16 protein-coding genes are annotated in these 19,245 nt (G+C 72.9%); 10 read left to right on the top strand and 6 right to left on the bottom strand.

Going from position 1 to position 19,245, the window contains the following annotated elements; genetic code table 11:
* Positions 1-95: 95 nt before the first annotated feature.
* A complete protein-coding gene (locus ACIBAD_RS15650; RefSeq protein WP_398907079.1) occupies positions 96-1,550 on the top strand; it encodes a carboxylesterase/lipase family protein in 1,455 nt (484 codons plus the stop codon).
* Here the strand turns inward: ACIBAD_RS15650 and ACIBAD_RS15645 are convergent.
* Positions 1,528-2,772 (bottom strand): alpha/beta hydrolase, encoded by a 1,245-nt coding sequence (locus ACIBAD_RS15645; RefSeq protein WP_398907077.1) that lies wholly within the window; start codon positions 2,770-2,772, stop codon positions 1,528-1,530. The genes ACIBAD_RS15650 and ACIBAD_RS15645 overlap by 23 nt on opposite strands.
* Before the next feature lie 280 nt (positions 2,773-3,052).
* Here ACIBAD_RS15645 and ACIBAD_RS15640 point away from each other — a divergent pair, with 280 nt between their 5' ends.
* From ACIBAD_RS15640 to ACIBAD_RS15630, 3 genes are read left to right on the top strand one after another with little or no spacing between them, the layout of a single operon-like run.
* A complete protein-coding gene (locus tag ACIBAD_RS15640; protein WP_398907075.1) occupies positions 3,053-3,934 on the top strand; it encodes an alkaline phosphatase family protein in 882 nt (293 codons plus the stop codon).
* A 2-nt stretch (positions 3,935-3,936) separates the two neighbouring features.
* Positions 3,937-5,235, top strand: coding sequence for an MFS transporter (locus ACIBAD_RS15635; protein ID WP_398907073.1), 1,299 nt, complete (start codon positions 3,937-3,939; stop codon positions 5,233-5,235).
* Positions 5,236-5,286: 51 nt separating this feature from the next.
* Positions 5,287-6,315 (top strand): hypothetical protein, encoded by a 1,029-nt coding sequence (locus ACIBAD_RS15630; RefSeq protein WP_134069228.1) that lies wholly within the window; start codon positions 5,287-5,289, stop codon positions 6,313-6,315.
* A 66-nt stretch (positions 6,316-6,381) separates the two neighbouring features.
* On the opposite strand, the gene ACIBAD_RS15625 is transcribed toward ACIBAD_RS15630, so the two are convergent.
* Entirely contained in the window at positions 6,382-7,068 is a 687-nt protein-coding gene (locus ACIBAD_RS15625) for a GNAT family N-acetyltransferase (protein WP_134069227.1), read from the bottom strand.
* Between the two features lie 935 nt (positions 7,069-8,003).
* On the opposite strand from ACIBAD_RS15625, the gene ACIBAD_RS15620 reads away from it, so the two are divergent.
* From ACIBAD_RS15620 to ACIBAD_RS15605, 4 genes are all read left to right on the top strand, one after another.
* On the top strand, positions 8,004-9,083 hold the full coding sequence (locus ACIBAD_RS15620) for an SIS domain-containing protein (protein ID WP_398907070.1): 1,080 nt from the start codon (positions 8,004-8,006) through the stop codon (positions 9,081-9,083).
* 94 nt (positions 9,084-9,177) lie between these two features.
* Positions 9,178-9,627 (top strand): SRPBCC family protein, encoded by a 450-nt coding sequence (locus ACIBAD_RS15615; protein WP_134069226.1) that lies wholly within the window; start codon positions 9,178-9,180, stop codon positions 9,625-9,627.
* A gap of 82 nt (positions 9,628-9,709) precedes the next feature.
* The gene (locus ACIBAD_RS15610) at positions 9,710-10,384 is read left to right on the top strand and encodes a (2Fe-2S)-binding protein (RefSeq protein ID WP_134069225.1); all 675 of its coding nucleotides are present in this window, start codon (positions 9,710-9,712) and stop codon (positions 10,382-10,384) included.
* Positions 10,385-10,460: 76 nt separating this feature from the next.
* Positions 10,461-11,894, top strand: coding sequence for an alpha/beta hydrolase family protein (locus tag ACIBAD_RS15605; protein ID WP_398907067.1), 1,434 nt, complete (start codon positions 10,461-10,463; stop codon positions 11,892-11,894).
* Between the two features lie 33 nt (positions 11,895-11,927).
* Here ACIBAD_RS15605 and ACIBAD_RS15600 read toward each other — a convergent pair whose 3' ends face one another.
* Positions 11,928-13,703, bottom strand: coding sequence for a S8 family peptidase (locus ACIBAD_RS15600; protein ID WP_398907065.1), 1,776 nt, complete (start codon positions 13,701-13,703; stop codon positions 11,928-11,930).
* 290 nt (positions 13,704-13,993) lie between these two features.
* The gene (locus ACIBAD_RS15595; RefSeq protein ID WP_134069224.1) at positions 13,994-15,352 is read right to left on the bottom strand and encodes a cation:dicarboxylate symporter family transporter; all 1,359 of its coding nucleotides are present in this window, start codon (positions 15,350-15,352) and stop codon (positions 13,994-13,996) included.
* A gap of 108 nt (positions 15,353-15,460) precedes the next feature.
* On the opposite strand from ACIBAD_RS15595, the gene ACIBAD_RS15590 reads away from it, so the two are divergent.
* Both ACIBAD_RS15590 and ACIBAD_RS15585 read left to right on the top strand, forming a co-directional pair.
* On the top strand, positions 15,461-17,065 hold the full coding sequence (locus ACIBAD_RS15590; RefSeq protein ID WP_398907062.1) for an ATP-binding protein: 1,605 nt from the start codon (positions 15,461-15,463) through the stop codon (positions 17,063-17,065).
* Complete coding sequence (locus ACIBAD_RS15585; RefSeq protein ID WP_134069223.1) at positions 17,062-17,805, top strand: response regulator; 744 nt, start codon at positions 17,062-17,064, stop codon at positions 17,803-17,805. Before ACIBAD_RS15590 ends, ACIBAD_RS15585 begins: the two co-directional genes overlap by 4 nt.
* Here the strand turns inward: ACIBAD_RS15585 and ACIBAD_RS15580 are convergent.
* Together ACIBAD_RS15580 and ACIBAD_RS15575 are read right to left on the bottom strand one after the other, a co-directional pair.
* Entirely contained in the window at positions 17,763-18,608 is an 846-nt protein-coding gene (locus tag ACIBAD_RS15580; RefSeq protein WP_134069222.1) for a tyrosinase family protein, read from the bottom strand. The two genes, ACIBAD_RS15585 and ACIBAD_RS15580, sit on opposite strands and share 43 nt — an antisense overlap.
* On the bottom strand, positions 18,605-19,009 hold the full coding sequence (locus ACIBAD_RS15575; protein ID WP_134069221.1) for a tyrosinase family oxidase copper chaperone: 405 nt from the start codon (positions 19,007-19,009) through the stop codon (positions 18,605-18,607). The genes ACIBAD_RS15580 and ACIBAD_RS15575 overlap by 4 nt, the downstream gene beginning before the upstream one ends.
* Positions 19,010-19,245: the final 236 nt, after the last annotated feature.

Raw genomic sequence — 19,245 nt, 5'->3', positions numbered from 1 at the left:
CCCGGCACGCCTTGTCACCCTTCGCAGGCCTGTGCGACCGTGCCGGGGAGGCGGAACACCCGATTCAGTGGTGCGATGGGGCGACGGAGGAAGCGATGAGCGCAGCGGGCGGCAGCGGCCGGCCCCGGGTCAGGACCGGGTACGGAGTCGTCGAGGGCCGGACCGGGCCCGGCGGGATCGCCTCCTTCCGGGGCATCCCGTACGCCGCCCCGCCCGTCGGGGCGCTTCGCTTCGCCGCGCCCGCACCGCCGGCCGCCTGGGACGGCGTGCGCGACGCCGGCGCCTTCGGGCCCACCGCCCCCAAGGTGCCCTACCCGCCGAAGTTCGCCGCCCTGCTGCCCGACCCGGAGGTCCCCGGGGAGGGCTGCCTGAACCTCAACGTGTGGACCCCGGAGCCGGCCCCCGGTGCCCGGCTGCCCGTCATGGTGTGGCTGCACGGCGGGGCGCTCACCCGCGGCTCCTCGGCCGTCCCCGTCTACGACGGCTCCGCCTTCGCCCGCGACGGGGTGGTGCTGGTCTCCGTCAACTACCGCCTGGGCGTCCTCGGCTACGGGCTCTTCCCCGACGCCCCGGCCAACCGCGGGCTGCTCGACCAGATCGCCGCCCTGACCTGGGTCCGGGAGAACATCGAGGCCTTCGGCGGGGACCCCGCCCGCGTCACCGTCTTCGGAGAGTCCGCCGGAGCCATCAGCGTCGGGGCCCTGCTCGGCGCCCCGCGCGCCGCCGGGCTCTTCGCGCAGGCCGCCCTGCAGAGCGGCGCCCCCGAGGTGCTGCCCCGCGAGAAGGTGCGCGCCATGGTCCGGCGGATGGCCTCGCTGCTCAAGGTGCCCGCGACCGCCGCCGCCTTCGGCGCCACCGCCCTGCCCGACCTGCTCGCCGCCCAGGCCGCCGTGCTGCGGCGCACCAGCCCGCTCACCGGAGGCCCGGCCTTCGGCCTGGTCGCCGACCCGGACACGCTCCCCGCGGACCCGCTGGAGGCCGCGAGGGCGTCGGACGTACCGCTGCTGCTGGGCTGGACCACCGAGGAGTACCGGCTCTGGCTCGCCCCCGTCGGCGCCCTGCCGCTGATGGACCGGCTCGGTCCGCTCACCCTGGCCCTGGCCCGCGCCCGCAGCGGGAAGGACGGGGCCGCCGTTCGGGCGCTGCGCGCCGCAACGCCCGGAGCGGGCCCGGCCGAGCTCGCGGGGCAGCTGCTCACCGACCGGCTGCTGCGCGATCCGCTGCGCCGCCTCGCCGGGGCGCCGCGGTCCGCTCCCAGCTTCCTGTACGAGTTCGGCTGGCCGTCGGGCGTACCGGGCCTCGGTGCCTGCCACGCCCTGGAGCTGGGCTTCGTGTTCGACACCCTCGACGTGCCGGAGGCCTCGTGGCTGGCCGGGCCGGACGCCCCGCAGGAGCTGGCCGACCGGATGCACGCGGCCTGGGTGCGCTTCGCGGTGACCGGGGACCCGGGCTGGGCGGCCTGGGACGGCGACGGCCCGCCGATGGTGTTCGGCGGGCCGCGGCGCGAGGAGTCGTCCGTACCGGTGGTTACTCCACGGGTCCTTCCATGACCTTGCTGATGAACTGGATCGGGCCCTCGCCCATGTTCGGGACGTAGGTCTTGGCGTTGTGCTGGCCGCCGGGGATGACCCTCAGGCTGGTGTGGATCGGCCCCTTGCCGTACGTCGCGACGAACTTCTGCACATCGGGCAGCGTCTTCTTGTTGTTCTCGTTGTCGCCGACCTGGAAGGCGAGGTAGACGTCCGGCGAGCCCTTCTTGTCGATCAGGGCCTTCGCCAGGAGCTCCGGGTTGTTCTCGGCCTTCTCCTTGTCGTGGCCCTTCCACAGCGAGGAGTCGGGCACGATGTCCGGGCCGGAGCAGATCGCGGCCTTGAACTTCTCCGGGTACTTGAGCACGGCCTTCAGGCTCGCGAAGCCGCCGGTGGAGGAGCCCATGTAGGCCCAGCCGTCACGGGACTTGATGGTGCGGAAGTTCTCCTTCATCAGGTCCGGGACGTCCTCGGTCAGCCAGGTGCCCATCTTCGGCTGGTCGGGGATGTCGGAGCCGTCCCAGTAGATGCCCTTGTCGTCCGGGCCCGGGTTCAGCACCGGCATGGCGAGGATGAACGGCTTGCTCTTGCCCTCGGCGTACCACTTGCTGATGCTGGTCTGGAGCCCCAGGTCGGTGCCCATCCAGTAGTTGTTCGGGTAGCCGGCGCCGCCGGGCAGGGCGATCATCACGGGGAAGCCGCTCTTGGCGAACTTCGGGTCGTTGTACTCCTTGGGAGCCCAGACCCACACCTTGCCCTTGAAGCCGGACTTCTTGCCGTCCAGCGTGGTCACGGCCACGTGCGTGCCGTCGCCCAGGGTCATGGAGTTCTTGAACACGGCCGTCGGGTTGGTGGGCATCAGGGCCTTGGAGTTGGCCGCCTGCTTGGCCGCGCCGCCCGTGCCACCCGCCTGGCCGCCGCCCGCGGCCCCCTGGCCGAAGGAGACGTCCTTGCCCTTGTCGGTGAAGGGGGGTATCTCGAAGTGCCACATCACCCCCGCGGCTATGCCGGCGAGCGCGAGGACGGTGACACCCGCGATCAGCCAGCGCCTGCCCCGGCGCGGGCGCCGCTCCTCGTGCCAGGGCTCCTCCGGCTCGTTGTACGGCGGCTGGGGTGGCCCGTACGGGGGCTCGGGCTGGTACTGGGGTTCGTACTGCTGCGTGTACGAAGCGCCGTAGGGCTGCTGCTGGTACTGCCCTTCCGACCGGTACGGCTGGTGCTGTCCGTCGGGTGAGTACGACATGTGCGGTTGCTCTCCGGCTGGTGCTGCCCCGTCGGGGGATGGTCTTTTCCCCGTCTGGGGGTGGTCTCTTCTGTTCGAAGGATGAGCCTACGTGCTGCCTGGTTCCCCTTTTTCCCAGCTCTTGGGTTGCCGTAGGCCAGGGCGTTGCCGAACACCGTCAGGGCAACCGGAGTTCCCGGTCTGTTAGCCGACTGTCCCTGGCCCATGCACATGCCCGTGGGTATGGTGCCTGCGCGCCGCCACCCGACCCCCCTGCCCGGAGGTACCTTCCGTGTTTGGCATGACCTCATCACGGTCCGCCCGCAAGACCGCCCTTGCCACCGCCTTCGGCCTCACCGCCGCCGGCACGGCCCTGTGGGCCGGCCTCGGCGCCGCCCAGCCCGCGCACGCGGCGGGCCTGCCCGCCCCCGACCACGTCGTCGTCGCGGTCTTCGAGAACCACGCCTACGACCAGGTCATCGGCAGCTCCAGCGCCCCCTACATCAACTCCCTCAAGAGCGGCGGTGCCAACCTCACGCAGTCGTTCGGCATCACCCACCCCAGCCAGCCCAACTACCTCCAGCTGTTCTCGGGCTCCAACCAGGGCGTCACCGGCGACAGCTGCTACACGCCCGGCTTCAGCTCCGCGCCCAACCTGGCCTCCGAGCTCATCGCCGCGGGCAAGAGCTGGGCCAGCTACAACGAGACCCTCCCCAGCCAGGGCTCCACCACCTGCAGCAGCGGCAACTACGCCCGCAAGCACAACCCCTGGTTCGCCTTCTCCAACGTCCCCACCAGCACCGCGAAGACCATGACCCAGTTCCCGACGGACTACACCACCCTGCCCAAGGTGTCCTTCGTCGTCCCGAACCTGTGCAGCGACATGCACGACTGCTCCGTCGGCACCGGCGACACCTGGCTGAAGAACAACCTCAAGGCCTACGCGGACTGGGCGAAGACCCACAACAGCCTCCTCGTCGTCACCTTCGACGAGGACAACCGGCTCGCGGGCAACAAGATCCCCACCGTGCTCTACGGCCAGCCCGTCACCCCCGGCAGCACGTCGTCCACCACCTACAACCACTACGACATGCTGCGCACCCTGGAAGGCCTGGCCGGCCTGACCACCCACGCCGGGAACGCGGCCGGCGCCAAGGACATCACGGGGATCTGGGCTTCCTGACCATGTACGTTGCGGACAGCCGCGGTACCCCCGCGCCCGCCGTGACCCCCGAGCAGCAGGCCGCCGTCCCGGGCATCCGCCCGGGGCGGCGCGCCGCGCTCGCCCCCACGGTCCTCGCCCTCGGCACGGTCAGCCTGATCACCGACGTCTCCTCCGAGATGGTCACGGCCGTGCTCCCGCTCTACCTCGTCGCCGGCCTCGGCCTGACCCCGCTCGGCTTCGGGCTGCTCGACGGGATCTACAACGGCATCAGCGCCCTGGTCCGGCTCACCGGGGGCCACCTCGGCGACCGCCTCGGCCGCCACAAGGCCCTCGCCGGCCTCGGCTACGGCCTCTCAGCCCTCTGCAAGCCCCTGCTCCTGCTCGCCCACACCCTCCCCGCCATCGGCGCCGTCCTCGCCCTCGACCGCACCGGCAAGGGCCTGCGCACCGCCCCGCGCGACGCGCTGATCTCCCTGGCCGCCGCCCCCGAGGACCGCGGCCGGGCCTTCGGAGTCCACCGGGCCATGGACACCGCCGGCGCCCTGATCGGACCGATCCTCGCCTTCCTGATCCTGCGCGGCGCCGCCGACGGCTACGACGCCGTCTTCACGGTCAGCGCCTGCGTCGCAGCCCTCGGCGTGCTGGTGCTCGTCCTGTTCGTCCCCGGCCGGCGCACCGAGCCGGCGACCGGCGCAGAGCCCGTCTCACTGCGCGCCGCCTTCGGGCTGCTGGGCCGCCGAGACCTGCGCCGGATCAGCCTGTGCGCCCTGCTGCTCGGGCTGTGCACCGTCAGCGACGCCTTCGTCTTCCTGCTGCTCCAGCGCGCCACCGGGATCGCCGACCGCTGGTTCGCGCTGCTGCCGCTGGGCACGGCCGCCGCGTTCTTCCTCCTCGCGCTGCCGCTCGGCCGGCTCGCCGACCGGATCGGCCGCTGGCGCGTCTTCCTCGGCGGCCACCTCGCGCTGCTCCTCGCGTACGGGCTGCTGCTGGCGGGCGGGCCGGGTCACGCCCCCGCCGCAGTCCTGCCGTACGCCGTGCTCCTGCTGCACGGCGGCTTCTACGCGGCCACCGACGGCGTCCTGATGGCCGCGGCCGCCGGAGCGGTCCCCGAGGAGCACCGCGGCGGCGGCCTCGCCCTCGTCCAGACCGGCCAGGCCCTCGCCCGCTTCGCCGCATCACTGGGCTTCGGCGCCGCCTGGACCGTCTGGGGCCCCCGCCCGGCCCTCGCGGTCGCGGCCGTACTGCTGGCCGCCGCGGCCGGCGCGTGCGCCCGGCTCCGGCCCGCCGACGCGATGGCCGCCGAGCCGCCGGCCGACTGACCCCGCTCGGCCGCCTCCGACGTTCCCCCACATCCCCGAAAGGCCCCGCCCATGACCCTCCCACGCCGGATCCTGATCCTCGTCTGCGCCGTCGTCCTGCTCGCCTCGGTGGGGGTGCTCGCCGTCGTACGGGCCTCCTCGCGGGCCGACGAGAAGAACCGGACCCAGGCCGGCGGGCCGCAGATCACCCGGGGCGAGGTCTCCCTGGCCCCGGACGGGGGCGAACGGCGGATCGTGTTCCGGAACATGGCATGGGGCCCGCACCGCGACGAGCTCGCCACCGTCCCCGCCGACGCGCCCCACGGCCCCCGTACCGCCTCCGGAGTGAGCTGCCTGCGCTTCCACTCCGCGGCCGGCACCGGCATCTGCCTCCAGGCCGACAAGGGCGGGGTCCAGGAGAGCTACCGGGCCGTCGTCCTCGACGCCCACCTGAAGGAGGTCTCCGCGCACCCGCTGGCCGGCATCCCCACCCGCGCCCGGGTCTCGCCCGGCGGCCACCTCGCCGCCTGGACGGTCTTCGTCGGCGGGGACTCGTACGCCGGGACGAACTTCTCCACCCGGACCTCCCTGCTCGACCTGCGCACCGGCACGTTCGACGCCACTCTGGAGGACTTCGAGATCCGCAAGGACGGCAAGGCGTACCGCAACGCCGACGTCAACTTCTGGGGCGTGACCTTCGCCGCCGACGAGCGGACCTTCTACGCGACGCTCGCCACCGGAGGCCAGACCTACCTGGTCCGCGGTGACCTCGCCGAACGCACCGTGACCACGCTGCGCGAGAACCTGGAATGCCCGTCGCTGTCACCCGACGGGACCCGGCTGGTGTTCAAGAAGCGGGTTCCCGGCCTGTCACCGGACGCCCCGTGGCGGCTGTACGTCCTGGACCTGGCTTCGATGCGGGAGACCCCGCTCGCCGAGGAGCGCAGCGTGGACGACCAGGTGGTGTGGACGGATGACAAGACGGTCGTCTACTCCCTGCCCGGCGACTTCGGCGCCGACCTGTACGCGCTGCCGGCTGACGGCAGCGGCGCCCCGGCCCCGCTGATGGCATCGGCCCTCGCCCCGGCCTTCCTCGGCTGACGCCGGGAGGAAGGGGCGGGGCAGGGCCGACGGGACCGCTGCGCCGAACGCGGGATCGCAGGACCGTTACGCCGGGACCAGTGTCTTGCGGCGCCGCTTGCGCGGGGCGCCCGCCGACAGCTTCAGCTCGATGATCGACCGTACGGTCGGCCACTCCTCGTCGAGGATCGAGTAGAAGGCGGTGCTGCGCACGGCGCCGTCGAGACCCCGCGAATGGGCCCGGCGGACCCCCTCGCAGGTGAACCCGAGCCGCTCCATCGCGGCCCGCGAGCGCCCGTTGCGGGCGTCGGCGCGCAGTGAGATGCGGCGCACGCCCCAGGTCTCGAAGGCATGGCGGAGCATGAGCAGCTTCGCCTCCGTGTTGATGCCCGTCCCCTGGGCGCCCGGGGACAGCCAGGTATTGCCGATCTCGGCGGCATCGGGGACCGCCGTCGCCGGATCACCGAACGGGACGCCCGGCACGGCAGGCCACACCAGTGGTCCCTGCCAGTAGTCGAGCTCCAGGAACCGGGTCGAACCGACGACCCGGCCGTCGGTGGCTCTGACCACCGCGAAGGGGAGCGATCGACCCGCCGCCTGATCTGCGAGGGCGCGGTCGATGTACTCGTGGGACGCCTGCACCCCATGGGGTACGGGGGTGAAGGCGTAAGTCGTACGATCCTCGGCCCCGGCCACGGCCAAGGCCTCGGTGTGGCGGGGGGCGAGGGGCTCGAGCCGCACGGTGCGGCCGGCGAGGAGTACGGGTACGGGCACGGAGCCTTCGGTCCTTCTGGGCGGTGGGGTGGTTGCACAGTGTGCGCTCCTGACGTCGCCCCCCGCGCAAAACACGGGTGAAAGGCAACGGGCTGTCAGGTGAACGCGAGTGGCTCAATGTAGCCCCTAAATGTGCTCTCATGAACCCCCAAATTGGCAACGCCGCGGCCATGTTTTTCGATGACTTTGGTCCCCGCCCCGGAGCCCCCGTAATCCTCATCCGCGGACATCCGTTCCGGCGCGCCGCACGGACCCCCCGGACGGCTGCCCCGACGGCCTCCGATCGGCGTACGAAGTGCCTCTGACCTGCACCGATGTCAGGAACCCCAGGCGGGCCGCACGGCGGCCCCGAGCGCGGGCGCGCCGATGTTTCCGGGGCCTCGACCGGGCCGCCGTGACATCGAACATATGGCCGTCGGTGATGTGTCCGGCGCAGGGCTGCGGGACCGTCGCCGCGAGGCCCGCGGGACCACGGCGCCGAGGGGCGCCGCACGGGGGCGCCGGACCCTCCTGAGGGCCGTCCGCACGGCCGTCCGCGGCCGGCGGCCCTCGTCGCCCTGCGCCACCGTCGACCGCAGCCGCGCCGGTCCGTCGCGGGCGCCGTGCGGACCGGGTCGGGGCCTGGTCGGGGGCGGGGCGGCGACGATGATCGACCGCGCCGTCAACCACGGCACCGCCACCGAACCCCGGCTGCTGATCCCGACCGGCCGGGCCCGGGCCGCGCTCCGCCACGGGCCCTTCCGATGGGCGGTCGCGGCATTCGAGCGGGCGTCCCGGGGCCGTGAGGGCGGGGAGGACGGGGAGGGCGGCGCCCACCCCCGCTTCCCGCCCCCTACCGTCCCTCCAACGCACTGTTGCCGCGGGGGCCTTCGGGAACCCGCGCCGACCTTCGCAGACCGCCACAGGACCTCCAGGAAAGACGAGAAACCCCCACCATGTCCGGATCCCGCATCACCTTCATCGAGGGCCAGGCCGGCCAGGGCGCCGCCCTCGCCCGGATCGCCGCCCGCGTCCGCACCCGGCTCGCCTCCCCGGAGTGCGCCGCCCTGCGCGCCGCCCGGCGCCCCCTGTTCGCCGGCATGGGCGCCTCGTACGCAGCCCTCGCCGTCCCCGTGCAGCAGCTGCGCGCGGCCGGGGTCGTCACCCAGCGCGTGCTGTCCAGCGAGATCGCGACCGGCACCGCCGGCTTCGACACCGACTGCCTGATCGCCGTCTCCCAGGGCGGCCGCAGCTGCGAGACCATCGCCGCCTTACGGAGCGCCGCCCCCGGCATCACGAGGGCCGCGCTGCTCAACGTCGTACCGTCGCCGCTCGGCGATCTCGCCGACTTGACCGTGGACCTCGGCAACGAGCCCGACTCGTACGCCTCGACCATCGGCTACACGGGGGCCGTCGTCGCCCTCGATCTGGTCGCGGGGGCCGTCGCGGGCCGCGAGGGAGACCCGTGGGGCGGCATCGCCGAGCAGGCCACCGCGGTCCACCGGCGGGCCGCCGAGGTGGTCGCGGGCCTGCGCGGGCGCGGCGCCCGCTGCATCGCCTCCGACGCGGTCGCGGCCGGCGCCTCGCGGGCCTCGGCAGAGGAGGGGGCGCTGCTGCTGCGCGAGGTGGTCCGGATGACCGCGGCCGCCTCCACGACCCGCAACTACCTGCACGGGGAGATGGAGTCGGCCGGAGACACCCTGCACCTCGTCTTCGGCGACGGCCGCGAGATCGAGCTGGCCCGGTCACTGGCCGCCGCCGGGCACCTCACGCTGCTGCTGACGACGGCCGAGGCCGAACCGTCGGACAGCCTGTCGGTGATCCGCCTCCCCGCAGCCCCGGACGCCGTCCGCGTGGTGCTGGAGGCGGTCGTGCTCCAGGAGCTGGCCGCCCAGCTCAGCGCCGAACGCGGTGTGCCGATCGAGTCGTTCGTCTTCGCCCACGACGACACCAAGCAGGGCGGCCTCCGCAAGGCCGGCTTCCAGGTGGCCGCCTACGCCCCGGCAGGTGACACCGCAAGGCCCCCGGCCCCCTGATTTCGCCATGGTCGGACCTTAGGGGTGCTGCGGGGAATGCCCGGTCTGCGACGCTGGTTGCCCCGTGACAAGATCGAAAACAGGGGAGCCCGGCATGACCGAGACCGTCACCCGCATCGAGTACACCCTGCCCGTGAACGACCCCGTGGCCGAGGACCAGGTCCAGCTGAGCCGTGACGACCTGTGGACGGGTCTGGTGGCCAAGGCCGCCGACCCGCGCCCCTGCGTACCGGCGATCACCGAGTGCACGGTCCTGTCGGAGAACCCGCAGGGCCTGGTCCGGGAGATTGCCCGGGCCGGGGACCGCTTCCGCGAGGTCGTGGTCTTCGACATCGGCCACCGCGTGAGCTTCCGCCGCTCGGACGAGAAGGAGGTCTGGACCATCGACAACGTCATCGACGAGGACCCGTCCGGCGCCCTCACCCTGACGTTCAGCGGCGAGTTCGAGCGCGAGTTCGCCGCGTCCCGGCTCGCCGCGATGCGCACCTCCATGGCCGAGACGGCCGCCCGTACCCTCGCCGTGATCCGCGAGTCCGCCGCCTGAGGCCGCCCGGGACCGCCCGGGACCGCCCGGGACCGCCTGAGGGCGCCCGGGACTGCCCGGGACCGCCTGGGATCATCCACGTATGGACTTGGTACTGAGCCGACTCGCCGCCGTCGGGCCCTTCTTCACCGTCCCGTACGGGAAGGAACCGCCCGGGGACGGCTTCCGGCCGTTGAGCGAGCTGTACGGGCCCCGGCTGGAGCCGTACGTCGCCGAGGTCGGGCGGCGGATCGGCAGCGGGCCGGGGCGCGTCGCGGCCTCGACCGCCCAGTTCGGGATCGCCTCGCGGCTGTGGTCGATCGGGCTGGGCTGCGCCGCGCTGGGCGGGCGGGTGCCGGACCTGGGGGCCGACCGGGTCTGGTGGCGGCTGCCCGGGGCGGGCTCGCTGGAGCTGTGGCTGCCCGAGCCCGGCCGGGGGGACCTGCCGGTCCGTTCGCTCGGGGCGACCGTGCTCGGCAATCTCGCGGCCCTGGACGCGCCGCTGCGCGAGCGGTACGGGGTCTCGCCCAAGGTGCTGCGCGGCAACGCCGCGTCGGGGCTGGTCGGAGCGGTCCGGGTGCTGAGCGACCGGGTGCCGGGCGCCCCGGCGGCATCCCTCGCCGCGGAGCTGTTGGCCGAGGGCGGCGCGCTCGGCGGAAGCGGCACCTTCATCCACGAGGAGGGCCTCGGGGTGGCGTTCGTGCGCCGCAGCTGCTGCCTCTACTACCGGGTCCCCGGCGGCGGCCTCTGCGGGGACTGCGTACTGCGCACCAGGTAACCCGGCAGGGCCGTCCGGAGCAGCCGGGGGTGTGGCGGGCACCGGTCCGCCGCGGCCGCCTCCTACGGTCCCCTGCATGACGCATGCTCGCACACCGCATCCGGAGCCCCTGCCGCCGTCGCGGACCCCCTCGCGGCCCTCGGCGGGCCTGTCCCGGCGCGCCGCCCTGACCGGGCTCGCCGCAGGCGCCGGGGTCCTCGCGGGCGGCGCCGCGGCAGGCTGCGCGGCGGCCACGCCCCGGGCGGCCGCGGCGGCGCCCGATCCCGCGCCGGGGGCCATGAAGCTCTTCGACGACCCGGGATACGACTTCGCCGGGCTCCTCGCGCTCGGCGCGGCCGGCATGCGCGCCTCCGAGGTCGGCGAGGTGCTCACCGCCGTCAACGCCATCAACGCGGCGGGCCTGTCCGCGCAGACCTTCACCGACACCTTCCGGTCCTGGGGCGACCGGCTCTCCGCGCCCCCGGTCGCAGGCCGCGACAGCGGCGAAGCGCCCTCGCAGACCCGCCGGTTCCGCTCGCTGCGCGCCGCCCAGTACTACGCCCAGGCCCTGTTCTACGTCCTCGGCACCCGCAGCCCCGGCGACGAGAAGGCCCTCTACCTGGCCGGCCGCAAGGCCTGGGACGCCTTCGGCCGGCTCTGCTCCCCGGCCGCCGTCCGCGCGCAGGTCCCGTACGGAAGGACCCGGCTGCCGGTCTGGTTCTTCCGGCCCGAGGGCCCGGAGGAGCCCCGCCCGACGGTCATCCTCACCAACGGCAGTGACGGGCAGAACGTCGACATGTGGACCTACGGGGTCGCGGCCGCCCTCGGCCGGGGCTGGAACGCGCTCGTCTACGACGGCCCGGGCCAGGGGCAGCTGCTGTTCGTGGAGGAGATCCCCTTCACCACCCGGTGGGAACAGGTGGTGGCCCCGCTCGTCGACTGGCTCGACGCCCGAAAGGACGTGGACAGCGGCCGGATCGCGATCACCGGCCTCAGCATGGCCGGCAACCTGGTCGCCCGCGCCGCGGCCTTCGAGCACCGGCTGGCAGCCGTGGCGTGCATGCCCGGCGTGCTCAGCCCGTGGCTCGGCTTCGACAAGGAGCTCCGTGACGTCGTCACCGCCGACAAGGCGGAGACCAACCGCGTCTGGAACGAGGAGGTCGTCCCCGAACTCACCCCGGAGCTCGCCGACACCGTCAAGAAGCGCTTCGAGGTCTTCTCGCCGGAGGCGCTGCGCGAGGCGCGGGCCGGCCGGATGTTCAAGGACCTCTGGACCCCGGCCCAGGTCGCGATCGGCCTCGACGTCACCAAGGTCGTACCGCGGATCAAGGCGCCGACTCTGGTCCTCGACTACGACTTCGAGCAGTTCTACCCCGGCCAGCCCCGGCAGATGTACGACCTGCTGCGCTCGAAGCGCGCGTACGTGAAAATGACGGAGGCCATCGGGGCGCAGTTGCACTGCTCCCCGATGGCCCCGCAACAGCACTGCGACGTCGTCTTCGACTGGCTCGCCGACGTCCTGCGGCCTTAGTCGCGCGCTGTCAGCGCTTCAGAGCGCAGGCGCTCAGAACGTGAGGTTCCAGGCGTCGATCTTGCCGGTGTCCGAGTTGGCGTTGTCGTTCACGCGGAGCTTCCAGAGGCCGTTGGCGACCTCGGAGGAGGCGTTGACGGTGAAGCTCTGGACGATGTTGTCCGCACTGCCGCCGGCCCGGTTGCTCAGGGTGTAGACGGTGCCGTCCGGGGCCACCAGGTCCACCTTCAGGTCACCGATGTAGGTGTGCTTGATGTCCACGCCCACCTTGAGGGTGGCCGGCGCGTTGCCGGTCACCCCGCTGACGGTGATCGGGCTCTCCACGGTCGCGTTGTCGTTGATCGCGAAGTCGCCGAGGTTCTCGAAGTACTTCCCGGGGGGCGGCGTGGAGCCGACCGCCTTCAGCGCGTCGACCTGGCCCTCGCCGAAGAACGAGTTGTTGGCCGCGGTACCGGTGCAGCGGCTGTCCGAGGGGCAGGCGATGTCGTTGGCCTGGGTGGCCAGCTTGTCGCGCAGCTGCGCCGGGGTGATGCCCGGGTTGGTGCTGGCGAGCAGCGCCGCGACGCCCACCACGTGCGGGGTGGCCATCGACGTACCGCTCTTCGTGCCGTACTTGCCGCCCGGCACGGTGGAGTAGACGTCGCTGCCCGGGGCCGCGACGTCGATGACGCCGGAGCCGAAGTTGGAGAACGAGGCCTTCGAGGTGCCGGAGCCGTTCGCCGCGACCGTGACCACGCCCGGGAGCTCGGTCGGGATGTCGAGGCAGGCGTTGGTGATGGTGCGGGTGACCGGCGTCGAGTCGTTCGGGCTCGCGGTGTCGGTCGTCTTGTGGGCGAGGTCGTAGTTCTCGTTGCCCGCCGCGGCGATCTGCAGGGAGCCCTTGCCCTCCGCGTACTCCTGGGCGCGCTTGACGCCCTCGATGATGGCGGCCTGGTCGATGTTGTCCGGGCAGTTGAACTGCCACGGGTCCGTGTAGTAGCTGTTGTTGGTGACCTTGAAACCGTGGTCACCGGCCCACACGAAGCCGCAGATGGTGTTCTCGGCGAAGAAGAACGAGTTGCCCGGCTCGGCGACGCGGACCGCGGAGATCTTCACGCCCGGGGCCACGCCGACGACGCCCTTGCCGTTCTTGGCGGCCGCGATGGTGCCCGCGACGTGCGTGCCGTGGCTGTCCACGTCCCGCCAGGCGCCGGTACGGGTGTCCGGCTTGCCGTACGCGCAGGAGACGGAGTCGGCCGCGTTGAAGTTCGGCGCCAGGTCCTGGTGCTGGTCGTCCACACCGGTGTCCAGGATGCCGACCTTGACCGAGGAGGAGCCCGTGGTGACGGCCCAGGCCTGGTCCGCCTTGATCTGGCTCATGTCGGCGCGGACGGGCTCGCCGGCCGGGGTCGTCGACTGGGCCGGGTTGGCGGGCAGCGCCGGGTTGTAGGCGTCGGCCGGGACGTCCGAGGTACGGGTGGCGCCGACCTGCTGGACCCCGCTGACCCCGCGCATCGTCGTGGCGAAGCCGGCGGAGGCGGAGTGGGCGACGATCACGCCGATGGAGTCGAAGTTGGAGAAGACGGTGCCGCCGTTGGCGGCGATGGCGGAACGCACCGCCGAGCTGTCACCGGGGGCGGTGATCACGAGGTAGGCACGGGTGCCGGCAACCCAGGTCGCACTCTGGGAGGTCGGCGCCGCGGCGGCCTTGGCCGCCGCCTGGGCGGGGGCGGCGGGAACGGTCTGGCCGGAAGGGGAGACCGGGGCCGTGCCGGCGAGCGCGGCGGGGGCCCCGAAGGCGAGTGCGGCACCGAGAGTGGCGGCCAGCACGAGAGTGCGTCGAGGTCGGCTGGATATGTGGGGTATCAATGCGTCCTCCGAAGACGGCCCGGAGGTGCTCATGACACCTACCGGGCCGTACGAAAACGAGTGGTGGACGCAAGATGTCAGACGCGTGCCCCGGTATGGAAGTACCTTTTACCGCACGACACTTAACGGCCCCGTGGCCGAAAATCGACCACGGGGCCGCATGAGGGCGGTGTGAAGGGGATGTGAGGGCCGACCGGCCCGGGCACCGTGGGGGCGAGCCCGGCCCGGCCGGCCCGTGACGGGCGTTCCGGTCAGACCGGTACGCCGTCCTTGGCGCCGGCCGGCGACGGGGCGGGCACGGTGGGGAGCTCCGCGCCGTGGCCGTCGTCGATCAGCGTGGTCTCGTCGAACTCCAGGCGTCCCGCGAGGACTTCGGTGGCCCGCCCGCGGTCGAACTCCTTGGTCCAGGTGCCGATGAGCACCGTCGCCACGGCGTTGCCGGCGAAGTTCGTCAGCGCCCGGGCCTCGCTCATGAACCGGTCGATGCCCACGATCAGCCCGACCCCGTCGACGAGCTCCGGCCGGTGCGACTGCAGCCCGCCGGCCAGCGTCGCGAGCCCGGCGCCCGTCACGCCCGCCGCGCCCTTCGAGGCCACGATCATGAACAGCAGCAGCGAGATCTGCTCGCCGATCGCCAGCGGCTTGCCCGTGGCCTCCGCGATGAACAGCGAGGACATGGTGAGGTAGATCGCGGTCCCGTCCAGGTTGAACGAGTAGCCGGTCGGCACCGTGATGCCGACCACCGGCTTCGAGACGCCCAGGTGCTCCATCTTCGCGATCAGCCGCGGCAGCGCCGACTCCGAGGAGGAGGTCGACAGGATCAGGAGGAACTCGCGGCCCAGGTAGCGCAGCAGCGAGAACACGTTGAGCCCGGTGCACACCCGCAGCAGGGTGCCGAGCACCACGAACACGAACAGCAGGCAGGTCGTGTAAAAGCCGATCATGATGACCGCCAGCGACTTCAGCGCGTCCATCCCGGTCGCACCGACCACCGCCGCGATCGCGCCGAACGCGCCCACCGGCGCCGCCCACATGATCATCGCCAGCACCCGGAAGACCAGCTTCTGCACGTGCCCGATCCCGCGCAGCAGCGGCTCGCCCGCCGTGCCCATGGCCTGGAGCGCGAACCCGCACAGCAGCGCCACGAGCAGTGTCTGCAGCACCTGCCCGCCGGTGAAGGCGGAGACCAGGGTGGTCGGGATGATCCCGAGCAGGAACTCGGGCGTGCTCTGCGCCCCGCCCGCCTTGGCCTGCGCCTCGCCGGCGTGCTTGACGGCCTCGGTCAGGTGCAGTCCGCTGCCCGGCTCCAGCAGGTTCCCGACGAGGAGCCCGATCGCCAGCGCCACCGTGGACATGATCATGAAGTAGCCGAGGGCGAGGCCGCCCACGGCGCCGACCTTCGCGGCCTTGCGCACCGACCCGATGCCCAGCACGATCGTGCAGAAGATCACGGGCGAGATCATCATCTTGATGAGGTTCACGAAGCCGGTGCCCAGCGGCTTGAGCTCCACGGCCGTGCCGGGTGCGGCGAAGCCGACGGCGATGCCGAGGAGCACCGCCGCGATCACCGCGATGTACAGGTAGTGGGTCTTGTCGCGTCTGCCGGCCACGGCTCGCCTCCTGGTGGTGAATACGTCCCGGGAGGACCATCGCCCGAGGCTGTGACCCCGGTCACCCTTGCGTTCATTGAGTTCACGGCCCGGTGCACACTGAGCGCCATGTTCCGTTTCCCCCGACCTCCGCGCAGCCTCGCCGGCCAGCTCTTCGCCATGCAGGTGCTGCTGGTCGCCGTGGTCGTGGCCGGCTGCGCGGTCTTCGCGTACGCCACCGCCCGCGGGCAGGCCGAGGAGGCCGCCCGGCGCCAGGCGGGGGCCGTGGCCCGCGCCGTCGCCGACTCCCCGTCCGTACGCGAGGCCGTGCGCGGGGCCGCGGCCGGGGGCGACCCCTCGGCCGCCCTCCAGCCCTACGCAGAGCGCGTCCGCGTGGACTCCGGGGTGGACTTCGTGACGATCATGGCCCCGGACGGGCGGCGCTGGACCCACCCCGACCCCCACCGCATCGGCGAGCCCTTCATGGGGAACACCGCCCCCGCCCTGCGCGGCGAGACCTTCAGCGAGACCTACACCGGCACCCTCGGGCCCTCCATCCGCGTGGTCACCCCGCTCATCGACGACGGCCGGGTGACCGGCATGGTCAGCGCCGGCATCACCGTCCGCGCGATCAGCGCCCGGCTCGCCGAGCAGCTCACCGCACTCGCCTGGGTCGCGGCCGGCGCCCTCGCCCTCGGCGGCGCCGGCACGTACGTCGTCAACGCCCGGCTGCGCCGGCACACCCACGGGATGAACGCGGCCGAGCTCAGCCGGATGTACGACTACCACCAGGCGGCCCTCCACGGGGTCCGCGAGGGCCTGCTCATGCTCGACGGCCAGCGCCGGATCACCCTGATCAACGACGCCGGACGCGAACTGCTCGGCCTGCGGGGGGAGGTCCGGGGCGCCGGCGCCGCCGACCTCGGACTGCCCGCCCCGCTCACCGGCGCCCTGCTCGCCGACCGGCCCCGCGTGGACGAGGTGCACCTGACCGCGGACCGGGTGCTCGTCCTCAACAGCTCGCCCGTCGCGGGCGGCGGCCGCCGCGGCACCGTGGTCACCCTCCGCGACCACACCGAACTCCAGTCGCTCACCGGTGAGTTGGATCAGGAGCGCGGCTTCACCGAGGCGCTGCGCTCCCAGGCCCACGAGGCCGCCAACCGGCTGCACACCGTGGTCTCCCTCATCGAGCTCGGCCGAGCGGACGAGGCGGTGGAATTCGCCACCGCCGAACTGCAGCTGGCCCAGGCCCTCACCGACGAGGTCGTCACCGGCGTAGGAGAGCCCGTCCTGGTGGCGCTGCTGCTCGGCAAGGCGGCCCAGGCGCACGAGCGCGGAGTCGAACTGGTCGTCACCCCCGACAGCCGGGCCGTCGACGGCCGCACCGGAAGCCTTCCCGCCCGGGACCTCGTCACCGTGGTCGGCAACCTCCTCGACAACGCCGTCGACGCTCTCACCGGCGTCCCCGGGGCCCGCATCGCGGTCACCGTCCGGCCCGACGGGGACGGACTGCTGCTCCGCGTCGCCGACAACGGCCCCGGGCTGCCCGCGGGTGCCGCCTCCGACGTGTTCCTGCGCGGCTGGTCGGGCAAGGGAGAGGGGCGCGGCCTCGGCCTCGCCCTGGTGCGCCAGGTGGCCCACCGGCACGGAGGCAGCGCGGTCGCCGCCGAAGGGCCGGGCGGGGGAGCCGAGTTCACCGTACGACTGCCCATGCGAAGGGAGCCGACAGCATGAGCGACGAAGCCCGCGGAGCACGCCGGGCGCGCGAGGCCCCCGGGGCGCCCGACGTGCGGGTGCTGGTGGTCGAGGACGACCCCGTCGCCGCCGACGCGCACGCCCTGTACGTCGGCCGCGTGCCCGGCTTCACCGCCGTCGGCGCCGTCCACTCGCTCGCCGAGGCCACCCGCGTCCTGGAGCGGACCCGGGTCGACCTGCTGCTGCTCGACCTCACCCTGCCCGACGGGCACGGGCTGCGCTTCGCCCGCCGGCTGCGGGCCTCCGGGCATCCCGTGGACGTGATCGTCGTGACCTCGGCGCGGGACCTGGCCGTGGTGCGCGAGAGCGTCTCGCTCGGCGTGGTCCAGTACGTACTGAAGCCGTTCGCCTTCCCGACGCTGCGCGAACGGCTGCTGCGCTACGCCGACTTCCGTGCCACCGCGGGCGAGGCCGCAGGCCAGGACGACGTGGACCGGGCGCTCGCCGCCCTGCGCGCCCCGGGCCCCGCCGAGCTCCCGAAAGGGCTGAGCGCGCCGACCCTGGACCGGGTCGGCGCGCTGCTGCGGGCGGCGCCCGAGGGGCTGACCGCAGCGGGGACGGCCGAGGCGGCCGGGATCTCCCGGATCACGGCCCGCCGCTACCTGGAGCACCTGGTGGAGACCGGGCGGGCGGACCGCACCCCCCGCTACGGGCAGGTCGGGCGCCCCGAACTGCACTACCGCTGGCTGGCCGCCGCCGGCTCGGTGTCGAAGGTGTAGAACTTGCGGTGGTCCAGCATGTCGGCCGGGGTCACGTCGTTCCACGGCCGCATGGTGTCGTGCAGGTCGACGACGTTGGCGGTGCCGGCGGCCGGCAGGTACGTCGACTTCGGGTTGCGGGCCTGCCACTCGGCCCACAGCTTGTCGATGTAGGCGTGGTGCATCCAGAAGACCGGGTCGTTGGGGGAGACCCCGGTGGCCATCTGGCCGCCGACCCAGACGTGCACCCGGTTGTGCAGGTTGGCGCCGCGCCAGCCCTCCAGGTGGTTGCGGAAGCCGTTCGAGGAGCTGTTCCAGGGCGCCATGTCGTACACCGGCATGGCGAGGACGGCCTCCACCTCGGCCTTGGTCGGAAGTTCGGCCACGCCCTCGCCCAGCGCGCGGCGCAGGTAGGCGCGCCCGTCCACCCGTACGTTCACGTTGAACTTCCCGGTCGCGTACGCGAACGGCCCGTCCATGACCTGCCCGTCGCGGGCCCGGCCGGTGCCGCCGAGGAAGTCGGCGGCCCAGAGGGAGGAGCGGGAGGTGCGGTCCGCGGTCCAGTCCCAGTAGGGGAGCGAAACCTTCGGATCCACTTTCTGCAGGGCGGCCTCGAACTCCAGCAGGAAGCGGCGGTGCCAGGGCAGGAAGGAGGGGGAGCGGTGGCCCACCCGGTCGCCCGAGTCGGTGTCGCTCATGATGAACCCGTTGTGGGTGGTCACGAAGCGGTCGTACGCGCCGGTGCGCTTGAGTTCGAGCAGCGCGTTGGTGAAGGCGCGCTTCTCCTCGGCGGTGAGGGCGGCCTGGTTCTTGCGGACGGTCATGCCGTGCCTCCCATGGGCGCGAACGGGGCGAGGACGGCGCCCTGGAGCTCGCGCACCGCGGCGCGGGCGAGCGAGACCGGATCGGCGAAGGTCTCGTAGTGGTTGACCACGCTGATCCAGGTGCCGTCGGCGTTGCGCATGACGTGCAGTTCGCGTCCGTCTATCCGGACGGTGGGCAGGCCGTCGTGGCCGCCGCCGTGATGGCCGCCGTGGTGACCGCCCCCGGTCGGGCCCGGGGTGATCTGGATGCGGCGGCCCTGGTACACCTCGTCGACCGTGCCGGCGGGTATGGAGGCACGGGAGTCGGCGGCGGCCGCGTGCGCGGTGGCGCCGGCTATACCGAGGGCTGAGAGTGCGCCGGCTGCGGTGCCCAAGGCCTGCCGGCGGGTGATCTTGTTCATGGGCCGAAGAACTATCAGGACCGCACGGGGCGTTGACCGGTATCCGGACATCGGCGGATAAGTTGCCCGTAGAACCAGTTGGCCGATCTTCCCGTCCGAACCGGCTCCAGCGGCCCGGACAGGAAGATTTTCATATGAAAGCGTACTGGACAGTAAGTTGTTCGGTCGCAGGTCGTCGGCGTGGAGGGGGTCACGCCGTGGAGTCGGCTGGAAGCTCTCGGTGGCGCGTCCGAATT

The organism is Streptomyces sp. NPDC051109 (assembly GCF_044455885.1).
Taxonomy (GTDB): Bacteria; Actinomycetota; Actinomycetes; order Streptomycetales; family Streptomycetaceae; genus Streptomyces.
This window is presented reverse-complemented; position numbering and strand designations above follow the sequence as displayed.